19 protein-coding genes are annotated in these 18,089 nt (G+C 61.3%); 10 read left to right on the top strand and 9 right to left on the bottom strand.

Annotated features, from left to right (window positions below):
- Positions 1-207: 207 nt before the first annotated feature.
- Positions 208-1,104: a helix-turn-helix domain-containing protein gene (locus FW800_RS17365; protein WP_122733767.1), complete on the bottom strand. Its 897-nt coding sequence runs from the start codon at positions 1,102-1,104 to the stop codon at positions 208-210.
- Between the two features lie 138 nt (positions 1,105-1,242).
- On the opposite strand from FW800_RS17365, the gene FW800_RS17360 reads away from it, so the two are divergent.
- Genes FW800_RS17360 through FW800_RS17350 form a run of 3 tightly spaced genes read left to right on the top strand, consistent with a single transcriptional unit; the run spans position 1,243 to position 5,009 of the window.
- Complete coding sequence (locus FW800_RS17360) at positions 1,243-2,601, top strand: glutamine synthetase family protein (protein ID WP_446438103.1); 1,359 nt, start codon at positions 1,243-1,245, stop codon at positions 2,599-2,601.
- A gap of 24 nt (positions 2,602-2,625) precedes the next feature.
- Complete coding sequence (locus FW800_RS17355; RefSeq protein ID WP_446438102.1) at positions 2,626-3,720, top strand: polyamine ABC transporter substrate-binding protein; 1,095 nt, start codon at positions 2,626-2,628, stop codon at positions 3,718-3,720.
- Entirely contained in the window at positions 3,717-5,009 is a 1,293-nt protein-coding gene (locus FW800_RS17350) for an NAD(P)/FAD-dependent oxidoreductase (protein ID WP_446438101.1), read from the top strand. Before FW800_RS17355 ends, FW800_RS17350 begins: the two co-directional genes overlap by 4 nt.
- A 38-nt stretch (positions 5,010-5,047) precedes the next feature.
- Here the strand turns inward: FW800_RS17350 and FW800_RS17345 are convergent, their stop codons facing one another.
- Entirely contained in the window at positions 5,048-5,947 is a 900-nt protein-coding gene (locus FW800_RS17345) for a LysR substrate-binding domain-containing protein (protein ID WP_148853892.1), read from the bottom strand.
- A gap of 107 nt (positions 5,948-6,054) precedes the next feature.
- Between FW800_RS17345 and FW800_RS17340 the strand changes: the two genes are divergently transcribed.
- From FW800_RS17340 to FW800_RS17330, 3 genes are read left to right on the top strand one after another with little or no spacing between them, the layout of a single operon-like run.
- The gene (locus tag FW800_RS17340; protein ID WP_446438100.1) at positions 6,055-7,059 is read left to right on the top strand and encodes an aldo/keto reductase; all 1,005 of its coding nucleotides are present in this window, start codon (positions 6,055-6,057) and stop codon (positions 7,057-7,059) included.
- Positions 7,060-7,076: 17 nt separating this feature from the next.
- Positions 7,077-7,874: an SDR family NAD(P)-dependent oxidoreductase gene (locus FW800_RS17335; protein ID WP_446438099.1), complete on the top strand. Its 798-nt coding sequence runs from the start codon at positions 7,077-7,079 to the stop codon at positions 7,872-7,874.
- Between the two features lie 26 nt (positions 7,875-7,900).
- Positions 7,901-8,317 (top strand): SRPBCC family protein, encoded by a 417-nt coding sequence (locus FW800_RS17330; RefSeq protein ID WP_032880764.1) that lies wholly within the window; start codon positions 7,901-7,903, stop codon positions 8,315-8,317.
- On the opposite strand, the gene FW800_RS17325 is transcribed toward FW800_RS17330, so the two are convergent.
- On the bottom strand, positions 8,258-8,833 hold the full coding sequence (locus FW800_RS17325) for an AAA family ATPase (protein ID WP_050549418.1): 576 nt from the start codon (positions 8,831-8,833) through the stop codon (positions 8,258-8,260). The two genes, FW800_RS17330 and FW800_RS17325, sit on opposite strands and share 60 nt — an antisense overlap.
- Positions 8,834-8,991: 158 nt before the next feature.
- On the opposite strand from FW800_RS17325, the gene dapF reads away from it, so the two are divergent.
- Positions 8,992-9,795 carry a diaminopimelate epimerase gene (dapF, locus tag FW800_RS17320; RefSeq protein WP_228308482.1) on the top strand — a complete coding sequence of 268 codons (804 nt, stop codon included), beginning with the start codon at positions 8,992-8,994 and terminating at the stop codon, positions 9,793-9,795.
- On the opposite strand, the gene FW800_RS17315 is transcribed toward dapF, so the two are convergent.
- Together FW800_RS17315 and FW800_RS17310 are read right to left on the bottom strand one after the other, a co-directional pair.
- Entirely contained in the window at positions 9,792-10,928 is a 1,137-nt protein-coding gene (locus FW800_RS17315; RefSeq protein ID WP_446438098.1) for a PAS domain-containing sensor histidine kinase, read from the bottom strand. The two genes, dapF and FW800_RS17315, sit on opposite strands and share 4 nt — an antisense overlap.
- Positions 10,918-11,733, bottom strand: a complete 816-nt coding sequence (locus tag FW800_RS17310) for an alpha/beta fold hydrolase (RefSeq protein ID WP_446438097.1) — start codon at positions 11,731-11,733, stop codon at positions 10,918-10,920. Before FW800_RS17310 ends, FW800_RS17315 begins: the two co-directional genes overlap by 11 nt.
- 132 nt (positions 11,734-11,865) lie before the next feature.
- Between FW800_RS17310 and FW800_RS17305 the strand changes: the two genes are divergently transcribed.
- The gene (locus tag FW800_RS17305; protein WP_446438096.1) at positions 11,866-13,059 is read left to right on the top strand and encodes a TPM domain-containing protein; all 1,194 of its coding nucleotides are present in this window, start codon (positions 11,866-11,868) and stop codon (positions 13,057-13,059) included.
- A 107-nt stretch (positions 13,060-13,166) separates the two neighbouring features.
- On the opposite strand, the gene FW800_RS17300 is transcribed toward FW800_RS17305, so the two are convergent.
- The 3 genes from FW800_RS17300 to FW800_RS17290 form a co-directional block, all read right to left on the bottom strand.
- Entirely contained in the window at positions 13,167-13,556 is a 390-nt protein-coding gene (locus FW800_RS17300) for a hypothetical protein (protein WP_223018835.1), read from the bottom strand.
- A gap of 317 nt (positions 13,557-13,873) precedes the next feature.
- Positions 13,874-14,365 carry a GNAT family N-acetyltransferase gene (locus FW800_RS17295; protein ID WP_446438095.1) on the bottom strand — a complete coding sequence of 164 codons (492 nt, stop codon included), beginning with the start codon at positions 14,363-14,365 and terminating at the stop codon, positions 13,874-13,876.
- Positions 14,366-14,615: 250 nt separating this feature from the next.
- Positions 14,616-15,218: a LuxR C-terminal-related transcriptional regulator gene (locus FW800_RS17290; protein WP_446438094.1), complete on the bottom strand. Its 603-nt coding sequence runs from the start codon at positions 15,216-15,218 to the stop codon at positions 14,616-14,618.
- A gap of 98 nt (positions 15,219-15,316) precedes the next feature.
- Between FW800_RS17290 and FW800_RS17285 the strand changes: the two genes are divergently transcribed.
- Positions 15,317-16,930, top strand: a complete 1,614-nt coding sequence (locus tag FW800_RS17285) for an ATP-binding response regulator (RefSeq protein WP_103734957.1) — start codon at positions 15,317-15,319, stop codon at positions 16,928-16,930.
- Here FW800_RS17285 and FW800_RS17280 read toward each other — a convergent pair.
- Entirely contained in the window at positions 16,920-17,255 is a 336-nt protein-coding gene (locus FW800_RS17280; protein WP_032880773.1) for a hypothetical protein, read from the bottom strand. The genes FW800_RS17285 and FW800_RS17280 overlap by 11 nt on opposite strands.
- A 175-nt stretch (positions 17,256-17,430) precedes the next feature.
- Here FW800_RS17280 and FW800_RS17275 point away from each other — a divergent pair, with 175 nt between their 5' ends.
- Positions 17,431-17,901: a GNAT family N-acetyltransferase gene (locus FW800_RS17275; protein ID WP_446438093.1), complete on the top strand. Its 471-nt coding sequence runs from the start codon at positions 17,431-17,433 to the stop codon at positions 17,899-17,901.
- The last annotated feature ends 188 nt before the right edge of the window (positions 17,902-18,089 follow it).

Below are 18,089 nucleotides of genomic sequence, written 5' to 3'. Positions count from 1 at the left end.
TATCAGCCGTTACCGCAGCAATGGATATGTACTCGGTATAACTGTGTCGGCTGTCAGGCCGTCACGGGAGCAAGCTCCCTCGCCACAGGTCCAGCGTCGCCCCAAAGTTGTGTAGATACCTAAGCTGCAATAGCGGGGGTTCAGGCAGTCAATCAGCGACTGACAGGTTGCTATCGCAGGCAAGCCAGCTCCCACAGGGATAGCGTTTCAACCAAAGCGCCTCAAGGTTTCGCTGGGAAGCTCTTTGAACAGCTGTCGATAGCTATTGGAAAACCGCCCCAAATGCCAGAACGACCAATTCATCGCCACCTCGGCCACGGTGGTATCCGCGCCACTCAATAGCTCCCGACGCGCCCCATTCAACCGACGCAACCGCAACCACTGCGCCGGGCTCATCCCGGTGTAGGTCTTGAACCCTTGTTGCAATTGGCGCAACGGCACACCCGCAATCTGCGCCAGCTCCAGCAGGTTGGCAGTTTCATCCGGTGCATCCGCCGCCCATTCACCGATACGCGCCATCAACCGGCGTTCTTCATTGCGTTTTTGCAAGGAGCTGCCGTCCAGGCACACGCAGGCGTTGTCGAGGATAAACAGGCAATCGTCGAGCAACTGCTGGGTCAGGGCATCACGGCTGATGGGGTCGGTCAGTGCCGACAGGCGCGTAAGGGTACCGCTGAGCCAGCGAGTGAACAGCGCGTTTTGCTGACAGGCCAGTGGCGCCATGAACAACCCTTCCAGTCTGGCCATGTCCAGCCCATGGCGCTGCACGAACTGCGGGCCGAACACCACCGCTACTTCGCGGTAGTTCTGCGGGGTGATCCAGGTATTGCGGCTTTCGCCGTTAAGCAGGTACAGCGCGTTGTCGCTGCCATCGAAGCAGAACGACAGCGAGCCTGGCGGCGCGTTGAAGTGCTGTTCCACGCGGGTGTTCATACATTCTTCGTACACCTGCACGCCTTGCAGGTCGAGGTAGCGCACGCGCCCGGCGAAATGCCCGGGGGACATTTGCTGGTAATGCTGCACCCAACCGGGTGTCGCACTGCATTGGGCGGTCACATCGCCGGTAGCGAAGGCCTGTACGCGCAAAGCGGTTGCCTGTGTCATGGGGGATCCGTGCGCACTCTATTGGTGCGTTGTACTGCGTGCAAAGTGGATAGATGCCGTTTCAAGGCCGGCCCAAGATAGACCTCAATGTGTCGACTGTACAAGCCGGCGCCGCATCCCACCCAAGACGAGGTCCTTATGAATGCCCCCTTCGATCAGCTCTCCACCTGGCTGAAAGAACACAAGATTACCGAAGTCGAATGCGTGATCAGTGACTTGACTGGCATTGCGCGCGGCAAAATTGCACCCACCAACAAGTTCCTGCATGAGCGAGGCATGCGCCTGCCGGAAAGTGTGCTGCTGCAAACGGTAACCGGGGACTTTGTCGACGACGACATCTACTACGACCTGCTGGACCCGGCCGATATCGACATGATCTGCCGCCCGGTGGCCAACGCCACCTACGTGGTGCCCTGGGCCATCGAGCCCACCGCCATCGTGATCCACGACACCTTCGACAAACAGGGCAACCCGATTGAACTGTCGCCGCGCAATGTGCTGAAAAAAGTCCTGCAGATGTACACCGACCAGGGCTGGCAGCCGATTGTCGCGCCGGAAATGGAGTTCTACCTGACCCAGCGCTGCGAAGACCCGGACCTGCCGTTGAAAACCCCCATCGGTCGTTCGGGGCGTGCCGAAACCGGGCGCCAGTCATTTTCCATCGATGCCGCCAACGAATTCGACCCGCTGTTCGAAGACGTCTACGACTGGTGCGAAGCCCAGGGCCTGGACCTCGACACACTGATCCACGAAGACGGCCCGGCGCAGATGGAGATCAACTTCCGTCACGGCGACGCCCTGGACCTGGCCGATCAGATCACTGTGTTCAAGCGCACCCTGCGCGAGGCCGCGCTCAAGCACAACGTGGCCGCCACGTTCATGGCCAAGCCGGTGGCCGACGAACCCGGCAGCGCCATGCACCTGCACCAGAGCGTGGTGGAAATTGCCACCGGAAAACCGGTGTTCGTCGATGCCGACGGCAACATGAGCCCGTTATTCCTGCATCACATCGGCGGCCTGCAGAAGTACATCCCCAAGCTGCTGCCGATGTTTGCACCCAACGTGAACTCGTTCAGGCGCTTTTTGCCGGACACCTCGGCGCCGGTCAACGTCGAATGGGGTGAAGAAAACCGCACCGTCGGCCTGCGCGTGCCGACTTCCAGCCCCGAGGCGATGCGCGTGGAAAACCGCTTGCCGGGTGCCGATGCCAATCCCTACCTGGCGATCGCCGCCAGCTTGTTGTGTGGCTACCTGGGCATGATCGAGCAGATCGAGCCCAGTGCGCCGGTGGAAGGCCGTGCCTATGAGCGCCGCAACCTGCGCCTGCCGTTCACCCTCGAGGATGCCCTGGCACGCATGGAAGACTGCGACACAGTCAAGCAATACCTGGGCGAAAAATTCGTGCGCGGCTACGTCGCGGTCAAGCGCGCCGAGCATGAGAATTTCAAGCGGGTGATCAGTTCCTGGGAACGTGAATTCCTGCTGTTGAGCGTCTAAAACAACGATAAAAGGGGTGACGATATGCGTCTTGTGAACAAGTTTCTGCCGTTGGCACTTGCACTTGTACTACCGGTGGCGTTCAGCGCCCAGGCAGCGTCGACGGTGAGCGTCTACAACTGGACTGACTACATCGGTGAAACCACCTTGGCGGATTTCCAGGCCAACACCGGGATCAAGGTGGTCTATGACGTGTTCGACTCCAACGAAACCCTGGAAGGCAAGTTGCTCGCCGGGCGCACCGGCTATGACGTGGTGGTGCCGTCAAACCACTTCCTGGCGCGGCAAGTGGAGGCCGGCGCGTTCCTCACGCTGGACCGTGCGCAACTGCCAAACTTCAAGAACCTCGATCCCCGGTTGCTCAAGCTGCTGGAGCAGAACGACCCGGATAACGTGCACTCGGTGCCGTACCTTTGGGGCACCAATGGCATCGGTTACAACGTCGACAAGGTCAAGCAGGTGCTGGGTATCGAGCGCATTGATTCATGGGCGGTGCTGTTCGAGCCGGACAATCTCAAGAAGCTCCATGAATGCGGTGTGGCCTTCCTTGATTCGCCGGATGAGCTGTTTCCGGCGATCCTCAACTACATGGGCAAGGACCCAAGCAGCGAGAACGCCGAGGACTACAAGCAGGCCGAAGCCAAGCTGCTGACGCTGCGGCCGTACATCACTTATTTCCATTCCTCCAAGTACATCTCGGACCTGGCCAACGGCAATATCTGCGTGGCCTTCGGTTACTCCGGCGATGTGTTCCAGGCCGCCAACCGCGCCAAGGAAGCCAAAAACGGGGTGAACATTGCGTACTCGATTCCCAAGGAAGGCTCCAACCTGTGGTTCGACCTGCTGGCAATTCCTGCCGACGCCACCAACCCCAAAGAGGCCCACGCGTTCATCAACTACCTGCTCGAACCCGAAGTGATCGCCAAGGTCAGCGCCTCGGTGGGCTACGCCAACGCCAACCCGGCGGCCAAGCCGTTCATGGCCCCGGAACTGGTCAACAATCCTGAGGTTTACCCGCCCCAGGAAGTCCTCGACAAACTCTACATTTCCACCACGCCCACGCCGGCGACCATGCGCGTGATGACCCGCGCCTGGAGCAAAGTGAAGTCCAACCGATGATTCAGTCCAACGAACATGCGCAGTCCTATTACCGCGCGACAGCCAACACCATGCCGCAGCGGCCTGCACTCGACGCTGATCTGAGCGTCGATGTGTGTGTGATCGGCGGCGGGTTCACCGGGGTCAACACGGCCATCGAACTGGCCCAGCGCGGGCTCTCGGTGATTGTGCTGGAGGCCCGACGCATTGGCTGGGGTGCCAGCGGGCGCAACGGTGGGCAGTTGATTCGGGGTATCGGTCATGATGTCTCGGGGTTTGCCAAATACGTGGGCGAGGAGGGCGTGCGCTATCTGGCGCGAGCGGGTGTCGACTCGGTGGCGTTGGTGGGCGAGCGCATCGGCGAGCATGGTATCGATTGCGACTTGCGCTGGGGTTTTTGTGAACTGGCCAACACCCCGGCGCAATTCGCCGCGTTCAAGAATGAACAGGCGCAGTTGGCGGCCATGGGCTATGCCCCTGAAACCCGGTTGGTGGGCGCGCAGGACATGGCCCAGGTGGTGGGCTCGACAGTGTACGCCGGAGGCCTGGTCGACATGGGCTCCGGGCATCTGCACCCGCTCAACCTGGTGCTTGGCGAGGCGCAGGTGGCCGAGGCCCTCGGGGTGCGGATCTTTGAACAGACCGAGGTGCTGGAACTGATCCATGGCAACACTGTGCAAGTGCGTTGCGCCGGCGGCAGTGTGCGCGCCGCCCATCTGGTGCTGGCGTGCAATGCGCACCTGGAGAACCTGGAGCCGCGCCTGGGCGGCAAGGTGCTGCCGGCGGGCAGCTACATCATCGCCACCGAGCCGTTGCCGGAAACGATGGCCGAGCAATTGATTCCGCAGAATCTGGCGCTGTGCGACCAGAAAGTCGGGCTGGATTACTACCGGCTGTCCGCCGACCGGCGCCTGCTGTTTGGCGGTGCCTGCCATTACTCGGGGCGCGATCCCCAGGACATCGCCGCCTACATGCGCCCGAAAATGCTCAAGGTCTTCCCGCAGTTGGCCGACACCGCTATCGAGTTCCAGTGGGGCGGCAAGATTGGCATCACCGCCAACCGCTTTCCCCAGGTCGGGCGGTTGAAGCAGTACCCCAATGTCTTCTATGCCCAGGGCTATTCCGGCCATGGCCTCAACGTGACCCACTGGTGCGCACGGCTGCTGGCCGAAGCGATTCACGCGGGTGCAAGTCGCGGCCTGGATATTTTCAGCCAGGTGCCGCACATGACCTTCCCGGGCGGCAAGGCGCTGCGCTCGCCTCTGTTGGCGTTGGGGATGTTGTGGTATCGGTTGCGCGAGGTGCTTTGATCACACAAAGGGCGCAGGCAATTGCTGTACTGGGCGCCTTATTCACTAGCCTCAGGTTCAGTCAGCACCTTGCGAAACGTCTCCACCAGCGGTCGCAAATTAACGCGGTGCCAGGCCGCCCACAGCGGTGTGGTGTAGGTCAGCCACGGCAACTCTCGCAACACCACGCCGGGCGGGGCATTGCGGCTCAGGCCCTTCTGCACCATCGCTACCCCAAGCCCTGACGCCACCAGGCCCAGTGCGGTAAAGGGTTCGCTGGCTTCCATGGGAATCTGTGGGGTGAAACCGGCACGAATGCAGGCGGCGACGAAATCATCGGCGGGGTTGGCGCCGGTTTTGCGCTGCACGCCGATCCATTGTTGGTCCGCCAGGTGTTCGGGCAGCAGTTCGCGTTGCCGGGCCAGCGGATGCTGCTCGGGCAGGGCCAGCAGCATCGGGTCGTCGAGCACCTGCAAGGCGCTCAGGTCTGGATCGTCGTCGGCGGGGGGCTCGCTTACCAGGGCGATGTCCAGACTGCGTTGGCGCAGGCCCTCCAACTGTTCGAGGGAGGGCAGGTTATACAGCTTGATATGCACGGTGGGGCGATCGTCGCGCAGTATGCGCAAGGCATTGGGCAGAACACCGGCGTGCATGGCATTTTCGATATAGCCGATGCACAGGCCGCCTTCCTCCCCACGACCCAGGCGCTTGCCCAGTGATTCCAGACGGTTGGCATGGGTCAGCAGCGCCTTGGTTTCGGCCAGGAAGGTCTGGCCGTCGCGGGTCAGGCGGATGCGCTGCTGGCTGCGCTCGAACAGGGTCAGGCCCAGGCGTTCTTCCAACTGGGCGATCTGCCGGCTCAGGGGCGATTGGGAGATGTGCAAGCGCTCGGCGGCGCGGCCGACGTGTTCCTCTTCGGCGACCACTTCGAAGTAGCGCAGTTGGCGTAGATCGATCATATAAGACCTGTAAGGACTCAAGTTGGTCGCAGTATGTCTTGGACGGTCTAACCAACGCAATCTAACATCTGCTCAACGGTCACAACCAACCGATTGAGGATCTCACCATGAGCTTGAAAGACAAACTCCCCGGCGTACTGGGCTTTGGCACCGCACCCTTGGGAAATATGTTCCGCGCCATCCCTGAAGACGAAGCCCAGGCCACCGTCGAAGCCGCCTGGAACCACGGCGTCCGTTACTTCGATACCGCACCGTTCTACGGCTCGGGCCTGTCGGAAATCCGCTTGGGCCAAGCCCTGTCCCACTACAACCGTGATGACTACGTGCTCAGCACCAAGGTCGGCCGGGTGATTCTGGATGAAGTCGAAACCGGCGCCCGCGACCTTGGCGAAAAAAGCGGCGTGTTCGAACACGGCCGCCCGAATAAAATCCTCAATGACTACAGCGCCGATGCCACCCTGCGCTCCATTGAAGACAGCCTCAAGCGCCTGCAAACCGATCGCCTCGACATCGTGTGGATTCACGATATCGCCCAGGATTTTTACGGCGACCAGTGGCTGGACTACTTCAACCAGGCCCGCACCGGCGCCTTCAAAGTGCTGACCCGCTTGCGCGAGGAGGGTGTGATCAAGGCCTGGGGGCTGGGCGTCAATCGCGTCGAGCCGTGTGAACTGACCCTGGACCTGACTGAGGCGCAGCCCGACGGGTTCCTCCTCGCCGGCCGCTATACGCTGCTGGACCACGAGCGCGCACTGCAACGCCTGATGGACGCCGCCTTGGCCCAGCAGGTTGAAATTGTGGTCGGCGGCCCGTACAGCTCTGGCATCCTCGCCGGCGGCGCACACTTTGAATACCAACCCGCTAAGCCTGCGATCATCAGCAAGGTCGAGCAGATCAAGGCGATTGCCCAGGCATTTGGCGTGAGTGTGAAAGCCGCGGCGCTGCAGTTTTCCCTGGCACACCCGGCCGTGGCGGCGGTGATTCCCGGTGCCAGTCGTCCGGGGCGCATTGCCGAAGACGTTGCGGCGTTGTCAGAGAGGATTCCAGCAGCCTTCTGGCAAGCGCTACGCGAGGCCCGACTGATTTCGGACCGTGCGCCTTTGCCTCTCTAATCTTAAGGAAGCTAACCATGAAAATTGATGTGAGCGGCAAAGTAGCCATCGTCAGCGGCAGCACCGCCGGTATCGGCCTGGGCATCAGCCAGGCCCTGGCGCAATCCGGCGCAACGGTGGTAGTGATCGGGCGGGACGCGGGCAAGGTCGACGACGCTTTGGCCAGCATTCGCCAAGGGGTGCCCGGCGCTGACCTGCGTGGGCTGGTGGCCGACCTTGGCACCCTGGAGGGCGCCGAGACACTGTTCGCCGCCGAACCTCGCGCCGATATCCTGGTCAACAACCTCGGCATCTTCAACGATGTGGATTTCTTCGACGCGCCAGACAGTGAGTGGACGCGCTTCTATGAGGTCAATGTGATTTCCGGCGTGCGCCTGTCGCGCCATTATGCGCCGGGCATGGTCGAGCAGGGCTGGGGGCGGGTGATCTTTGTGTCGTCGGAATCCGGGGTGGCGACGCCGGCCGACATGATCAACTACGGCGTGACCAAAAGCGCCAACCTGGCGGTCTCCCACGGCCTGGCCAAGCGCCTGGCAGGCACCGGGGTGACGGTGAATGCGATTTTGCCGGGGCCGACCTTTACCGACGGCCTGGAACAGATGCTCAAGGACGCCACGGCCCAGTCCGGACGCAGTGCGCGGGAAGAAGCCGATGTGTTCGTGCGTAATGCGCGGCCCACCTCGATCATCCAGCGTGCAGCCAATGTGGATGAAGTGGCGAACCTGGTGGCGTACATTGCTTCACCGCTGTCGTCTGCCACTACCGGTGCCGCTTTGCGCGTAGACGGTGGCGTTGTCGACAGCATGGCGATCTGATTTTTCCCCTGATTGGAGTATTTATCGTGGCAACAGCGTCTTCAGTAATTGAAATCCCGGCATCAGCCGACCAGGTCTGGCAACTGATTGGCGGCTTCAACAGCCTGCCCGACTGGCTGCCCTTTATCGCCAAGAGCGAGCCGAGCGAAGGTGGCCGTGTGCGTCACCTGACCACCGCTGACGGCGGCCAGATCGTCGAGCGTTTGCAGACCTTTGACAACGTGGCGCGCATTTACAGCTACACGATTGAAGAATCGCCGTTTCCGGTGAGCGCGTATCTGGCGACCGTGCAGGTTGAAGCGCTGACCGAGTCGTCGGCGAAAGTCACCTGGTCCGGCGTGTTCACTCCGGCAGCGGGCACCACGGATGCGGCGGTGGAGGAGTTATTTGCCGGCGTCTACAGCGGTGGCTTGGAGGCGTTGCGCGGCAACTTCCCCAACTGAACCGGTGTTATCGGGAAAAAACTGGTGATGGGCGAGGATCGCTGCAACTGACTCAGCAGGCGTCCTCTGCGCCGTATCGAGCCTGAACGGCGGCTCATCCCAGCATTCATACTCATGCACCAGCACCGACTGCCAGGTCGGCGGCGCCAGACCGGGAACATCGCCCACGCGGCTTTCCACGCGGCGCCGATGCTCGTGCTGATCAGCACACACCACCTGGATATTGATCAGTTCAACCTGCGCCGCCGTCGCCACGGCTTGCCAGGCTTGGCGGCTCTCCCTGACCGGGTTCACGCAATCGGCGATGACCCGATGCCCCAGGCGCAAATTGCTCAGCGCCAATGCATTGGCCACGCTGTAGCCGCTGGCGCCCACATCCCCCGCCAATACGGCAGCATCGCGCAGCGCCTGTTCGATCACATCAATACGCAGGTAAACCGCGCCGGTCTGTCGCGCCAGTTCCCTGGCAACCGTGGTCTTGCCGCTGCCGGGCAGACCGCTGAATACGATAAGCATGGTCATCAACTCTTTGCAGGAGCGAGCTTGCTCGCGAAAAACGTCAACGATAACGCGTACTTCCAGGTAAAACGTTTGGTCTTCACTATTTTCGCGAGCAAGCTCGCTCCTACAGTGTTATTAGAACTGCTTCACTTCGACAACAGGACCTGCGCCCCATGACCCTGCCATTTGTGAAGATGCACGCCCATGGCGACGACTTCATCATCATCGACCGCCGTGGCCAGGACAACCCCATCACTGCACAGGTCGCCGCCCGCCTGGGCAACCGCCGCTCGGGTATCGGTTTCAATCAGTTGGCGGTGATACTCGACTGTGGAGACGCCGCCGCACATGTCCAGTTCTGGAACCCCGACGGCACGCGGCTGCCAACCTGCGGCAGCGCGACTCGCGGGGTGGCTGACCGCCTGATGCACGAGACCGGCATCGACACCGTCGTATTACGCACCGACCGCGGTTTGCTGACGTGCACACGCGTCGACGGGCAGCGGGTGTCGGTGGACATGGGCGCGCCGTCGCTGGACTGGGCGGCGGTGCCGCTGGCCGAGGCGATGGACACCCGCGTGCTGCCCATGGACGGTAACCCGGCGGCCTGCAGCATGGGCAACCCGCATTGCACGTTTTTTGTGCAAGACATCGCTGCCATCGATGTCGCGGCGGTGGGCCCGGCGCTTGAAGCCCACCCGCTGTTCCCGGCCAAGACCAATGTGCATTTTGTGCAGGTGTTGAGCCGTGGCCGTATCCGGCTGCGCATCTGGGAGCGTGGCGGCGCGGTGCCGTTGGGCTCCGGTTCGTGCTGCTGCGGCGCGGTGGTCAATGGGATTCGGCGCGGGTTGCTCGATGACAGCGTGGAGGTCGAATGCGACGGTGGCACGGTCACGGTGCAGTGGGACGGGCAGGGCGGGGTGATCTTGACCGGCCGTGTCGAGCCGATCATGCAGGGCGCCGCATACCTGGGCTAGAACGTCACGGTAAACGTAGTACCGGCCGTGGCGCAGGACGTCACCGCCACATCGCCACCATGCACCTTGGCCAGTTCGCGCACGATATACAGGCCGAGGCCGACGCTGCGCACATCGCTGCCCTGGTCGGTGCCACGGGTCATGGGCTCGAACAACCCGGCCAGCAGTGTTTCGGGAATCGCCAGGCCATGGTTGTGCACCGCGACCGCGCAGGCGTTGTCGCCCAGGCGCGAGGTGATGGTGATCGGTTGCAGCAGGTCGCCATAGGCCACGCTGTTGGCAACCAGGTTACCGATCATCTGTTGCACTCGGTCGGCATCCAGGCACGCCTGGCCGTTGCCTTCGGCCTGATGCACCAGCGTGGCTCTGGGAAAGGCCACCCGCAATTCATCCACCGCATGTTGAATAACGCCGTGCAAATCCAGCGGCACCGCCTTGATGGTGATGCCCTGGCCGACCCGTGCCTGGGTGAAGTCCAGCAGGTCGGCGATCATGCGATGGGCGCGTTCGGCTGACTGGCCGATATGCCCCAGCAGTTGGCGCTCCTTGGCCGTGCGCTCGCCGCGCTGCAGAAAGTCCGAAGCCATGCGGATGGCGGTAAGGGGGTTTTTCAAGTCATGACTGACAATCGCCACCATCTGTTCGGCAAACAACGCCCGGCGCTGGGCAACCGCATAGGCCGCGCTGAGTTCGGCCTGGGCCTGTTGCAGGGCGACCTCGGTGGCGGTTTTTTCCTGGAGCAGCGCTTCGGCCAACTTGCGTGCATTGAGCAGCTCGCGCTCGTATTTGTCGCGGTCGGTGGTGCCGAACAGTGCCAGGTCATGCACCACGCCGTCGGCCTGCCGGCGCTGGTTGGCATTGAGTAATACGGTCACTTTGTGCCCGGCGCAATGGCGGATGTCGAGCTTCACTTCGGTGACGCTGCGGTGCATGCGTAGCATCGGTGCCAGGTGGGTCTGGTAGAAAATCCGCCCGCCCATGGTCAGCAGGTCCTGGAAGCGCTGCCCTTGCAGCTCGGCGGCGCTGAACCCGAGCCAGTCGCTCAAGCGCGGGTTGACGTGCAGGATCGTGCCGTCTTCGTGGGTTACGGCCAGGGCGCAGGCGGCGCTGTCGAACAACGCGTCAGCGGGCATCGGCAGGCGCCCAAGGGGTCAGGAACCGGTCCATTGCCGCTGCGCACGCCTGGGGTGCACTCATATGCGGGCAATGGCCGACATTCTCCACCAGGCAATAAGTGCTGTTGGGCAGCACGCGGTGCAGGTATTCCCCCACGGCTACGGGGGCGATCAGGTCGTCAGTCGATTGCAGGATCAACACCGCAGTGGTCAGGCCCTCTACATCCTGGCGGTTATCCGAGAGGAAGGTCACCCGGGCAAATTGCTTGGCGATGTCCGGCTCGGTGCGGCAAAAGCTCTCGATCAACGCCTCACCCAGTGCCGGTTGGTCCGGCGCGCCCATGATCACCGGGGTCATCGCGCTCGACCAGCCCAAGTAGTTGCTGTCGAGGGTGTCGAGCAGGTCGTCGATATCCTCGCGCTTGAAGCCGCCAACATAATCGTCAGTGTCGATATAGCGCGGCGATGGGCCGATCATCACGTGCGCAGCAATACGCCCGGGGACAAAACGGTCGGCGAGGGTGCCGATCATCGCGCTGACGGAGTGGCCCACCAGGATCACCGGGCCTTGGGCGTAGGCGTCGATAATCTCGTTGAGGTCGTGGGCGTAGCCGTCCAGGGCCAGGTATTTGGCTTTGTCGAAGGCGCTGAGGTCCGACCGGCCCGCACCGACCAGGTCGTAGAGAACCACGCGAAAGCGCTGGCTAAAGTGCGGCGCCAACTGGTTCCACATCGCTTGATTGCAGCCAAAGCCGTGGGAAAACACCAGCGTCGAAGGACCGTCGCCCATCACATTCACATTGTTGCGGTAGCGCAGGTCCATGGCGTTCTCGTAGCTGGCAATTTGCTATGCGGGGTAAGGCCGCAGTTTAGATAGTCGCGCACCTGGGGTCACGCGTTATACGTCGATAAGGTAAAGTCGGCAGCTTAAGGAAGAAACCTCAGGTAACAAAACATGATAGGGAATTGGCGTCAAACGGTCTCGGGTTTGCTGGCCCTGGTGCTCCTCGGCGTGCTGAGCATAGCCCAGGCGGACACTTCACCGATTGGAGTCGCCCTCGACCAGCGGGTGATTGACCTCACCAACACCCTCGATGCAACCACCACCCAGCGCCTTAAAAGCCAGCTTGGCGACCTTGAAGCGCGCAAAGGCGCGCAAGTCGCGGTGTTGCTGGTGCCGACCACGGGCGGCGCCGCTATCGAAGACTATGCCAACCAACTGTTTCGCGCCTGGAAGCTGGGGCGCAAGGACGTCAACGATGGCATCCTGCTGGTAGTGGCCAAGGCTGACCGCGCAGTGCGCATTGAAGTGGGCTACGGCCTGGAAGGCATCGTCACCGACTTGCTGGCCCATCGCATTATTGAAGAACAGATCACCCCGGCGTTTCGCCAAGGTGATTTTGCCGGCGGTGTGCAACAGGGCGTGGACGCCCTGACCGTACTGGTGGACGGCGGTGACTTACCGCCATTGGCGGGCGCCGGGATCAACCCTCAATTTATCGCGTTGCTGGTGGCGTTTATCCTGGGCGGCTTGGGCGGCGTGGCGATCGCTGCCGGCAAGCTGCATTGGCGCCGGGCGTTGATCGTCACCGTGGCGGCCACGCTGTTGCTGACGCTGCTGGCGGGCGGTCGCGAGTGGCCGATGTTCCTGTTTGTAATGCCGCTGACGCTGTTGATAGGCGGCGCGATATTCGGCGCGCTGTGGCAGGTGCGTACGCTGTTTTACTGCGTAATCGGGCTGCTGGCTTATATCCTCGGGTTGGTGGTGGCAAACCAGTACGTGGACGTCAGTTTCATCCATTGGCTGCTGTGGCCACTGGGCGTCTTGGTGGTGCTGGGGTTGTACCTGGTGCTACTGCTGATCATGAGAGAGACCTGGCGCACCAGCCGTGCAGGTTTTAGTGTGCGACTGCTGGCGGCGGTAGTCGTGTACGTGGTGGCAGGGTGGGTGATTGACGGCGGCCGCGACGGCTGGCTATTGGCGTTTCCCATCGCATCGTTTGTCGCGCTGATCATCTTCGGCAAGGTCGGCGAAGGGACGGGATCGGGTAGCGGCTCCAGTTCGAGTTCCAGCAGTTCCAGCTCCAGTGACAGTTCGTCCGGTGGCGGTGGTTCCAGTGGTGGCGGTGGGGCTTCCGGCAGTTGGTGACGCGGTAGCCGATACCCACACTTTCGAACCCCATCCATGGCAAGCGGGTGTTTGGCAATGCCATGGGGGGGCACAACGGTTTGGACAGCAAACAGCCGGTTGCAGTATTACGCCTTGACCCAATCGCCCTTGCCATCGGATTTGATTTCGAAATCAATGGGGTCACGGTTGGCGTTGCCTGGAGCGTTTTCAACGGCCTTTTCGTCCGACGGCAGGAAGTTGCGATCTAACTGGCTGCGGGCAGTGTTGACCTGAGAGTTGTCGACGGCCTTTTCGTCCGCAGGCAGGAAGTTTTTATCCAGCCGACTACGGTTGGCGTGGGCCCTGTATTCGTCGCCGATGTTCTTCCAGCCGCCCTTGCCATCGGACACTTCTGCATCGTCCCCAATCTGGTTTTCTTCCTTGGGGTTGTATCTGGCTTTGTCGTTGTCGATCCTGCTGTTGTCAACGGGTTGGTATGCAGGGAAAGATGGGCTGGAACCATTGATTGAAGACACGATTGCACCTCTCTGATAGCTGGGATATTGACCCGCCAGGACGTGGTCCCGGCTCGGCGTTTCGCAGGCTACAGCGCCATGAGCAGTCGCTCAATGCGGCCCATTTCGGGTGAATGTAACCGAGTGAAACCGCTGTGGTCGCGGGTTTCCAAATAGTGAGAGTGGCGATAGGTGCAATCCGGCAAAAGGGGCAGCAGAGTCAGGCTGGATGTAAGAAAGCGTCGTTGGTTCTCAGGTTTTCATTTGTAGAAATACATTTGACGGCTCAGTGGTGTGCGCTTGTTTCACGATTGGAAACAGTTATGGAATGACCTTTCTTAGACAGTTCTCACCATTTCATGCCACGCCATCCCACCGTGATCCGACGGCGAAGGACGCACATAGGTGTAGCCCATGCGGGTGTACAACGGCACGTGCTGGTGCTTGCACATCAGGTGAATCGTCTGCTTGCCCATTGCTGCCATGCGCTGCACGAACGCGGTCATCAGTTTTTTTGCATAGCCTTTGCCTTGATGTGCCGGGTGGACCACCACCGACATGATCACCACATTCGGCGCCTCGGCCACATGGCCTACCAACTCCTTGAATGCCTCATCCGACATCACCACATTGTGGGCACAGCCGGAATTGATGAAACCTGCGATTTCGCCATCCGCCTCCAGGATCAAAAAGCCCTGGGGATACTGGGCGATGCGCGTGGTGATTTTTTCCAGGGTGGCGGCTTCGTCGCCTTCGTATGCGCTGGTTTCGATTTCAAAGCAGCGGTGGGCGTCGGTGGGCAGAGCGGTACGCAGGGTAAGGGTGGGCATGGGTGGTTCCAGGGCGTTGAGCGAAAGGCAACATCATAAAGAAACGTCGAGCTTATGGCACAGCAAGGCCATTTGCTTGGAGGGGAAGGTGTGAGGTTCAACTGAAATATCGGATGCAGAGCGCAGGCCTGACTGATGCGACTCAGTCCAATGTGGGAGGGGGCTTGCTCCCGATGAGGGAGTGTCAGTAAACGCGTCTTGGACTGACCCACTGCCATCGGGAGCAAGCCCCCTCCCACATTTGGACGACCTAGAATTCCCCGGAATACTTTACTGCCGCCGCCGCCCGCGACGGCACATTCAAACTGCGCAGCAATGACGACACATGAATGCGCACGGTAAACGGCGAAATATCCAGGGCCTTGGCGATTTCCTTGTTGGTCTTGCCCTGGGCAATCAGGCGCAGCACTTCCTGCTGGCGGGTGGTGAGGGTGTGGGTGTCCAGCGGCAGCAGGCCCGAAGGCGCGAACTTGACCAGCACTTCGCCGGCGCGAATCGCCAGCAACGCCTGGCCGATGTCGTCGGGGGCGATGTTCTTGCCGATGAAACCGTCGGCGCCCAGGGCCATCACCTGTTCGATCAGCGCCGGGTCGTCGACCATCGACACCACGATCAACGTTGTGCGCCGCAGTTGCTGGCGCAGTTCGGCCAGTTGGTTGATGCAAGTCAGGCCGGGGAAGCGCAGGTCGAGGATCAGAGTGTCGACTTCGCTCGGCTCGCACAGCAGCGCATTCACCGTGGCCAGGTCGCCGGCCTCTTGCACCTGGGCGTCGGGTAGCAGGCGCCGCACGGTGCGCGCCATGCCTTCGCGAAACATCGGGTGGTCGTCGGCGATGATGATCCGGCCGGTCATGGTGAGCTCCTTCCTGGGGCAAGGTGGTGTCGAGGCATGCTACTTTACCAGCGGGCCGAGGGCCCCTTTTCCAAAGATGATCTGTCAAGGATATGACTATGAGTCCCGAGACCAACTCCGAACTCGATCAGGCTAACCTGCGCATCGTGGTGGCCACCATCGCCATTGTGTATATCAGCGTACTGGGTTTTTTGCCCGGGCAGTCGCTGGACACCTACCTGCCGGTGATCCTGTATATCTTCGGGTTCCTGCTGGCGTCCATCGTGTTGCGCCAGGTGATCGCACGTTGGCCCGGGCATTACCCGGCGCGGCGCATCTTCGGCATGATCCACGACTACACCGGCACGTCGTTCGGCCTGGTGGTGGGTGGTGAGGCGGCGTTGCCGCTGTATGCGGTGATGGTCTGGGTGAACCTGGGCAACGGGATGCGCTACGGGTCGCGCTACCTGGCGATTGCCACGGGGCTGGCGTTGCTGGCGCTGCTGATCGTGTACCAGCTTACGCCGCTGTGGCAGGCGCAACCGTTCATGGTGTTGATGCTGATGATCACCAGCACGGTGATCCCGGTGTACGCCCATATCCTTCTGGAGCGCACGCGCAAGGCTTCGGAACAAGCCATTGCCGCCAACCTGGAAAAATCCCGCTTTCTCGCCCAAGCCAGCCATGACCTGCGCCAGCCGATCCACTCCATTGGCCTGTTCACCGCCTGCCTGCGCGAAGCACGGTTGGGGGATGACGAGCGGCGGCTGGTGGACAATATCGATCGCTCGCTGCTCAACGTGTCGCAACTGTTCCGTTCGATCCTCGACCTCTACACCCTCGACAACGGTCGCCTGTTGCCCAAATACCAGGTGATCCACCTGGGCGACTTTCTCGCCGACCTGGTGCGTCAGAACGCCGAGGCCGCACGCTGGGCCGGCGTGGAGTTGCGCTTGCGCCCCTGCACTCACTGGGTACGGGTGGACCCGGGCATGTTGGCAACCATGGTGCAAAACCTGCTCTCCAATTGCTTCAAGTACGGCGCGCAGCGGCCAGTGCTGATCGGCGTGCGTAGTCGTGAAAACGGCTTGGTCATAGAGGTGCATGATCAGGGGCGAGGGATTGCACGGGAGCATCTGTCAAAGGTCTTCGAAGAGTTCTATCGCGTGCGCCAATTGCGTGACAAGGATGTCGAAGGCGTGGGCCTCGGGCTGTCCATCGTCAAGCGCCTGGGGCAATTGATGGGGATGCAGGTGAGCCTGCGTTCGCGGTTGGGCCAGGGCACCTCGGTGAGCCTGCACGGCCTGGCCCTGGCCACCGCGCCGCGTCAACTGGCGCTGCGCGACGATGTGCGCCAGGCCGGTCTGCTCACCGGTCTGAAAGTATGCCTGGTGGAGGATGACCACAACGTGCTGCTTGCCACCCAGGCGCTGCTGGAGCGATGGGGGTGCCAGGTGCAGGCTGAGTCGAGTGGGAAGGGGCTGGTCAGCGACTGCGATATCATCGTCGCCGACTACGACCTGGGTAATCACGCCACTGGCATTGAATGCATCGACGAGCTACGCCAGCAACGCGGTTGGGCGGTGCCGGCGTTGATCCTCACCGGTCACGACGTGGAGAGAATCCAGGCCGCGTTGCACGACCGTCAGATCGCCATCTTGTCCAAACCGGTGCGCCCTGCGGAACTGCGCGGCAGGTTGCGTGACCTCAGCCAGGAAAAAGTTACTGCATGAACGGTGTCAGCCCGTTGCCACGTGCGCCTTTTGGCTGGCAGTAGGCGGCAGGTTTCATCAGGCCAAAACTGGCGATCGCAAATGCACCGCCGCTGGCCCCGCTTGGTACGGAGCAGTTGTATTCGCCGGACGCAGTGTTGGCTACATAGTAAGTAGTCATGGAATCGCTGCGCACATTGGAAATACGTTTTACCGGTTCGCCCAGGTTGGTTTCCGACAGCTTCTTGAGGTGATCTTCAGTGGGCTTGATATTGCTGCAACCGGCGACGCCGATGATCAAGGCGCCCAGCAGGGCAAGGCGAGTAACAGGGGAGTGGAGTTTCATGGTGCGTCTTCCTTGGGATTGTTTTGGTTTTTCCAGCGCGCAACAAACCCGCACGCAATGAATGCGCGGTGCTGAGGAAGCGTTGGAAGTGCCGAGGAATATAGCGCCGCAGGCGGGCAGGGTCGATTAGCACAAATGGGCTAATGGCAATTTGAAGTCATGGAAGGAACAGGCAGTGTTGGAGATAAAACGAGCTACGCCAGACGACGCCGACAGAGCGTTCGAGATTCGCCGTGACGCCATTCGCGGTCAGTGCATTGGCGCCTACAGCGCGGAGCAAATGGCGCTCTGGACCCGAGGTTGCGCAAGTGATGGCTACAGCGTGTTGATGGACAAACCGTTCTACCTGGGCTGGGTGAACGGTGAAGCTGTCGCTACCGGTATGCTCGATCCTGACCACCATGAGGTGGGAGCGTTGTTCGTGCGGCCTGCGTTCACTGGGCGCGGCTATGGCAAGGCGATGCTTGCGCATGTGGAGGGTATTGCACGGCAGATGGAGATTGAAAAGGTAATGCTGGACGCCACCTTGAATGCGGTGAGTTTCTACCGCTCGTGTGGTTATGTGGGGGATGAGCAGGCGGTGTATCGCTCACCCTCGGGGTTGGTGCTGGCGTGTGTGCCGATGGTGAAGCGGCTGCCTGGCTGATGCAGCTTGGTTTAATGCGGTGCTCAAGATCAGGATATTCAAATGTGGGAGGGGCGGTGCGACGATTCGACTTGCTCCCGATGGCGGCCTTCGGGCCGACCAGGATGCTGGGCTAGACCGAGTACATATCCATTCCTGCGGTAACGGCTACTTAGGGTTCCGCTCTTACAGCGGCTCACTTTTGGAAG

Source organism: Pseudomonas sp. 910_23 (assembly GCF_052850795.1).
Note: the sequence above shows the minus strand (reverse complement) of the source record. Positions and strands in the feature narration are given on the sequence as shown.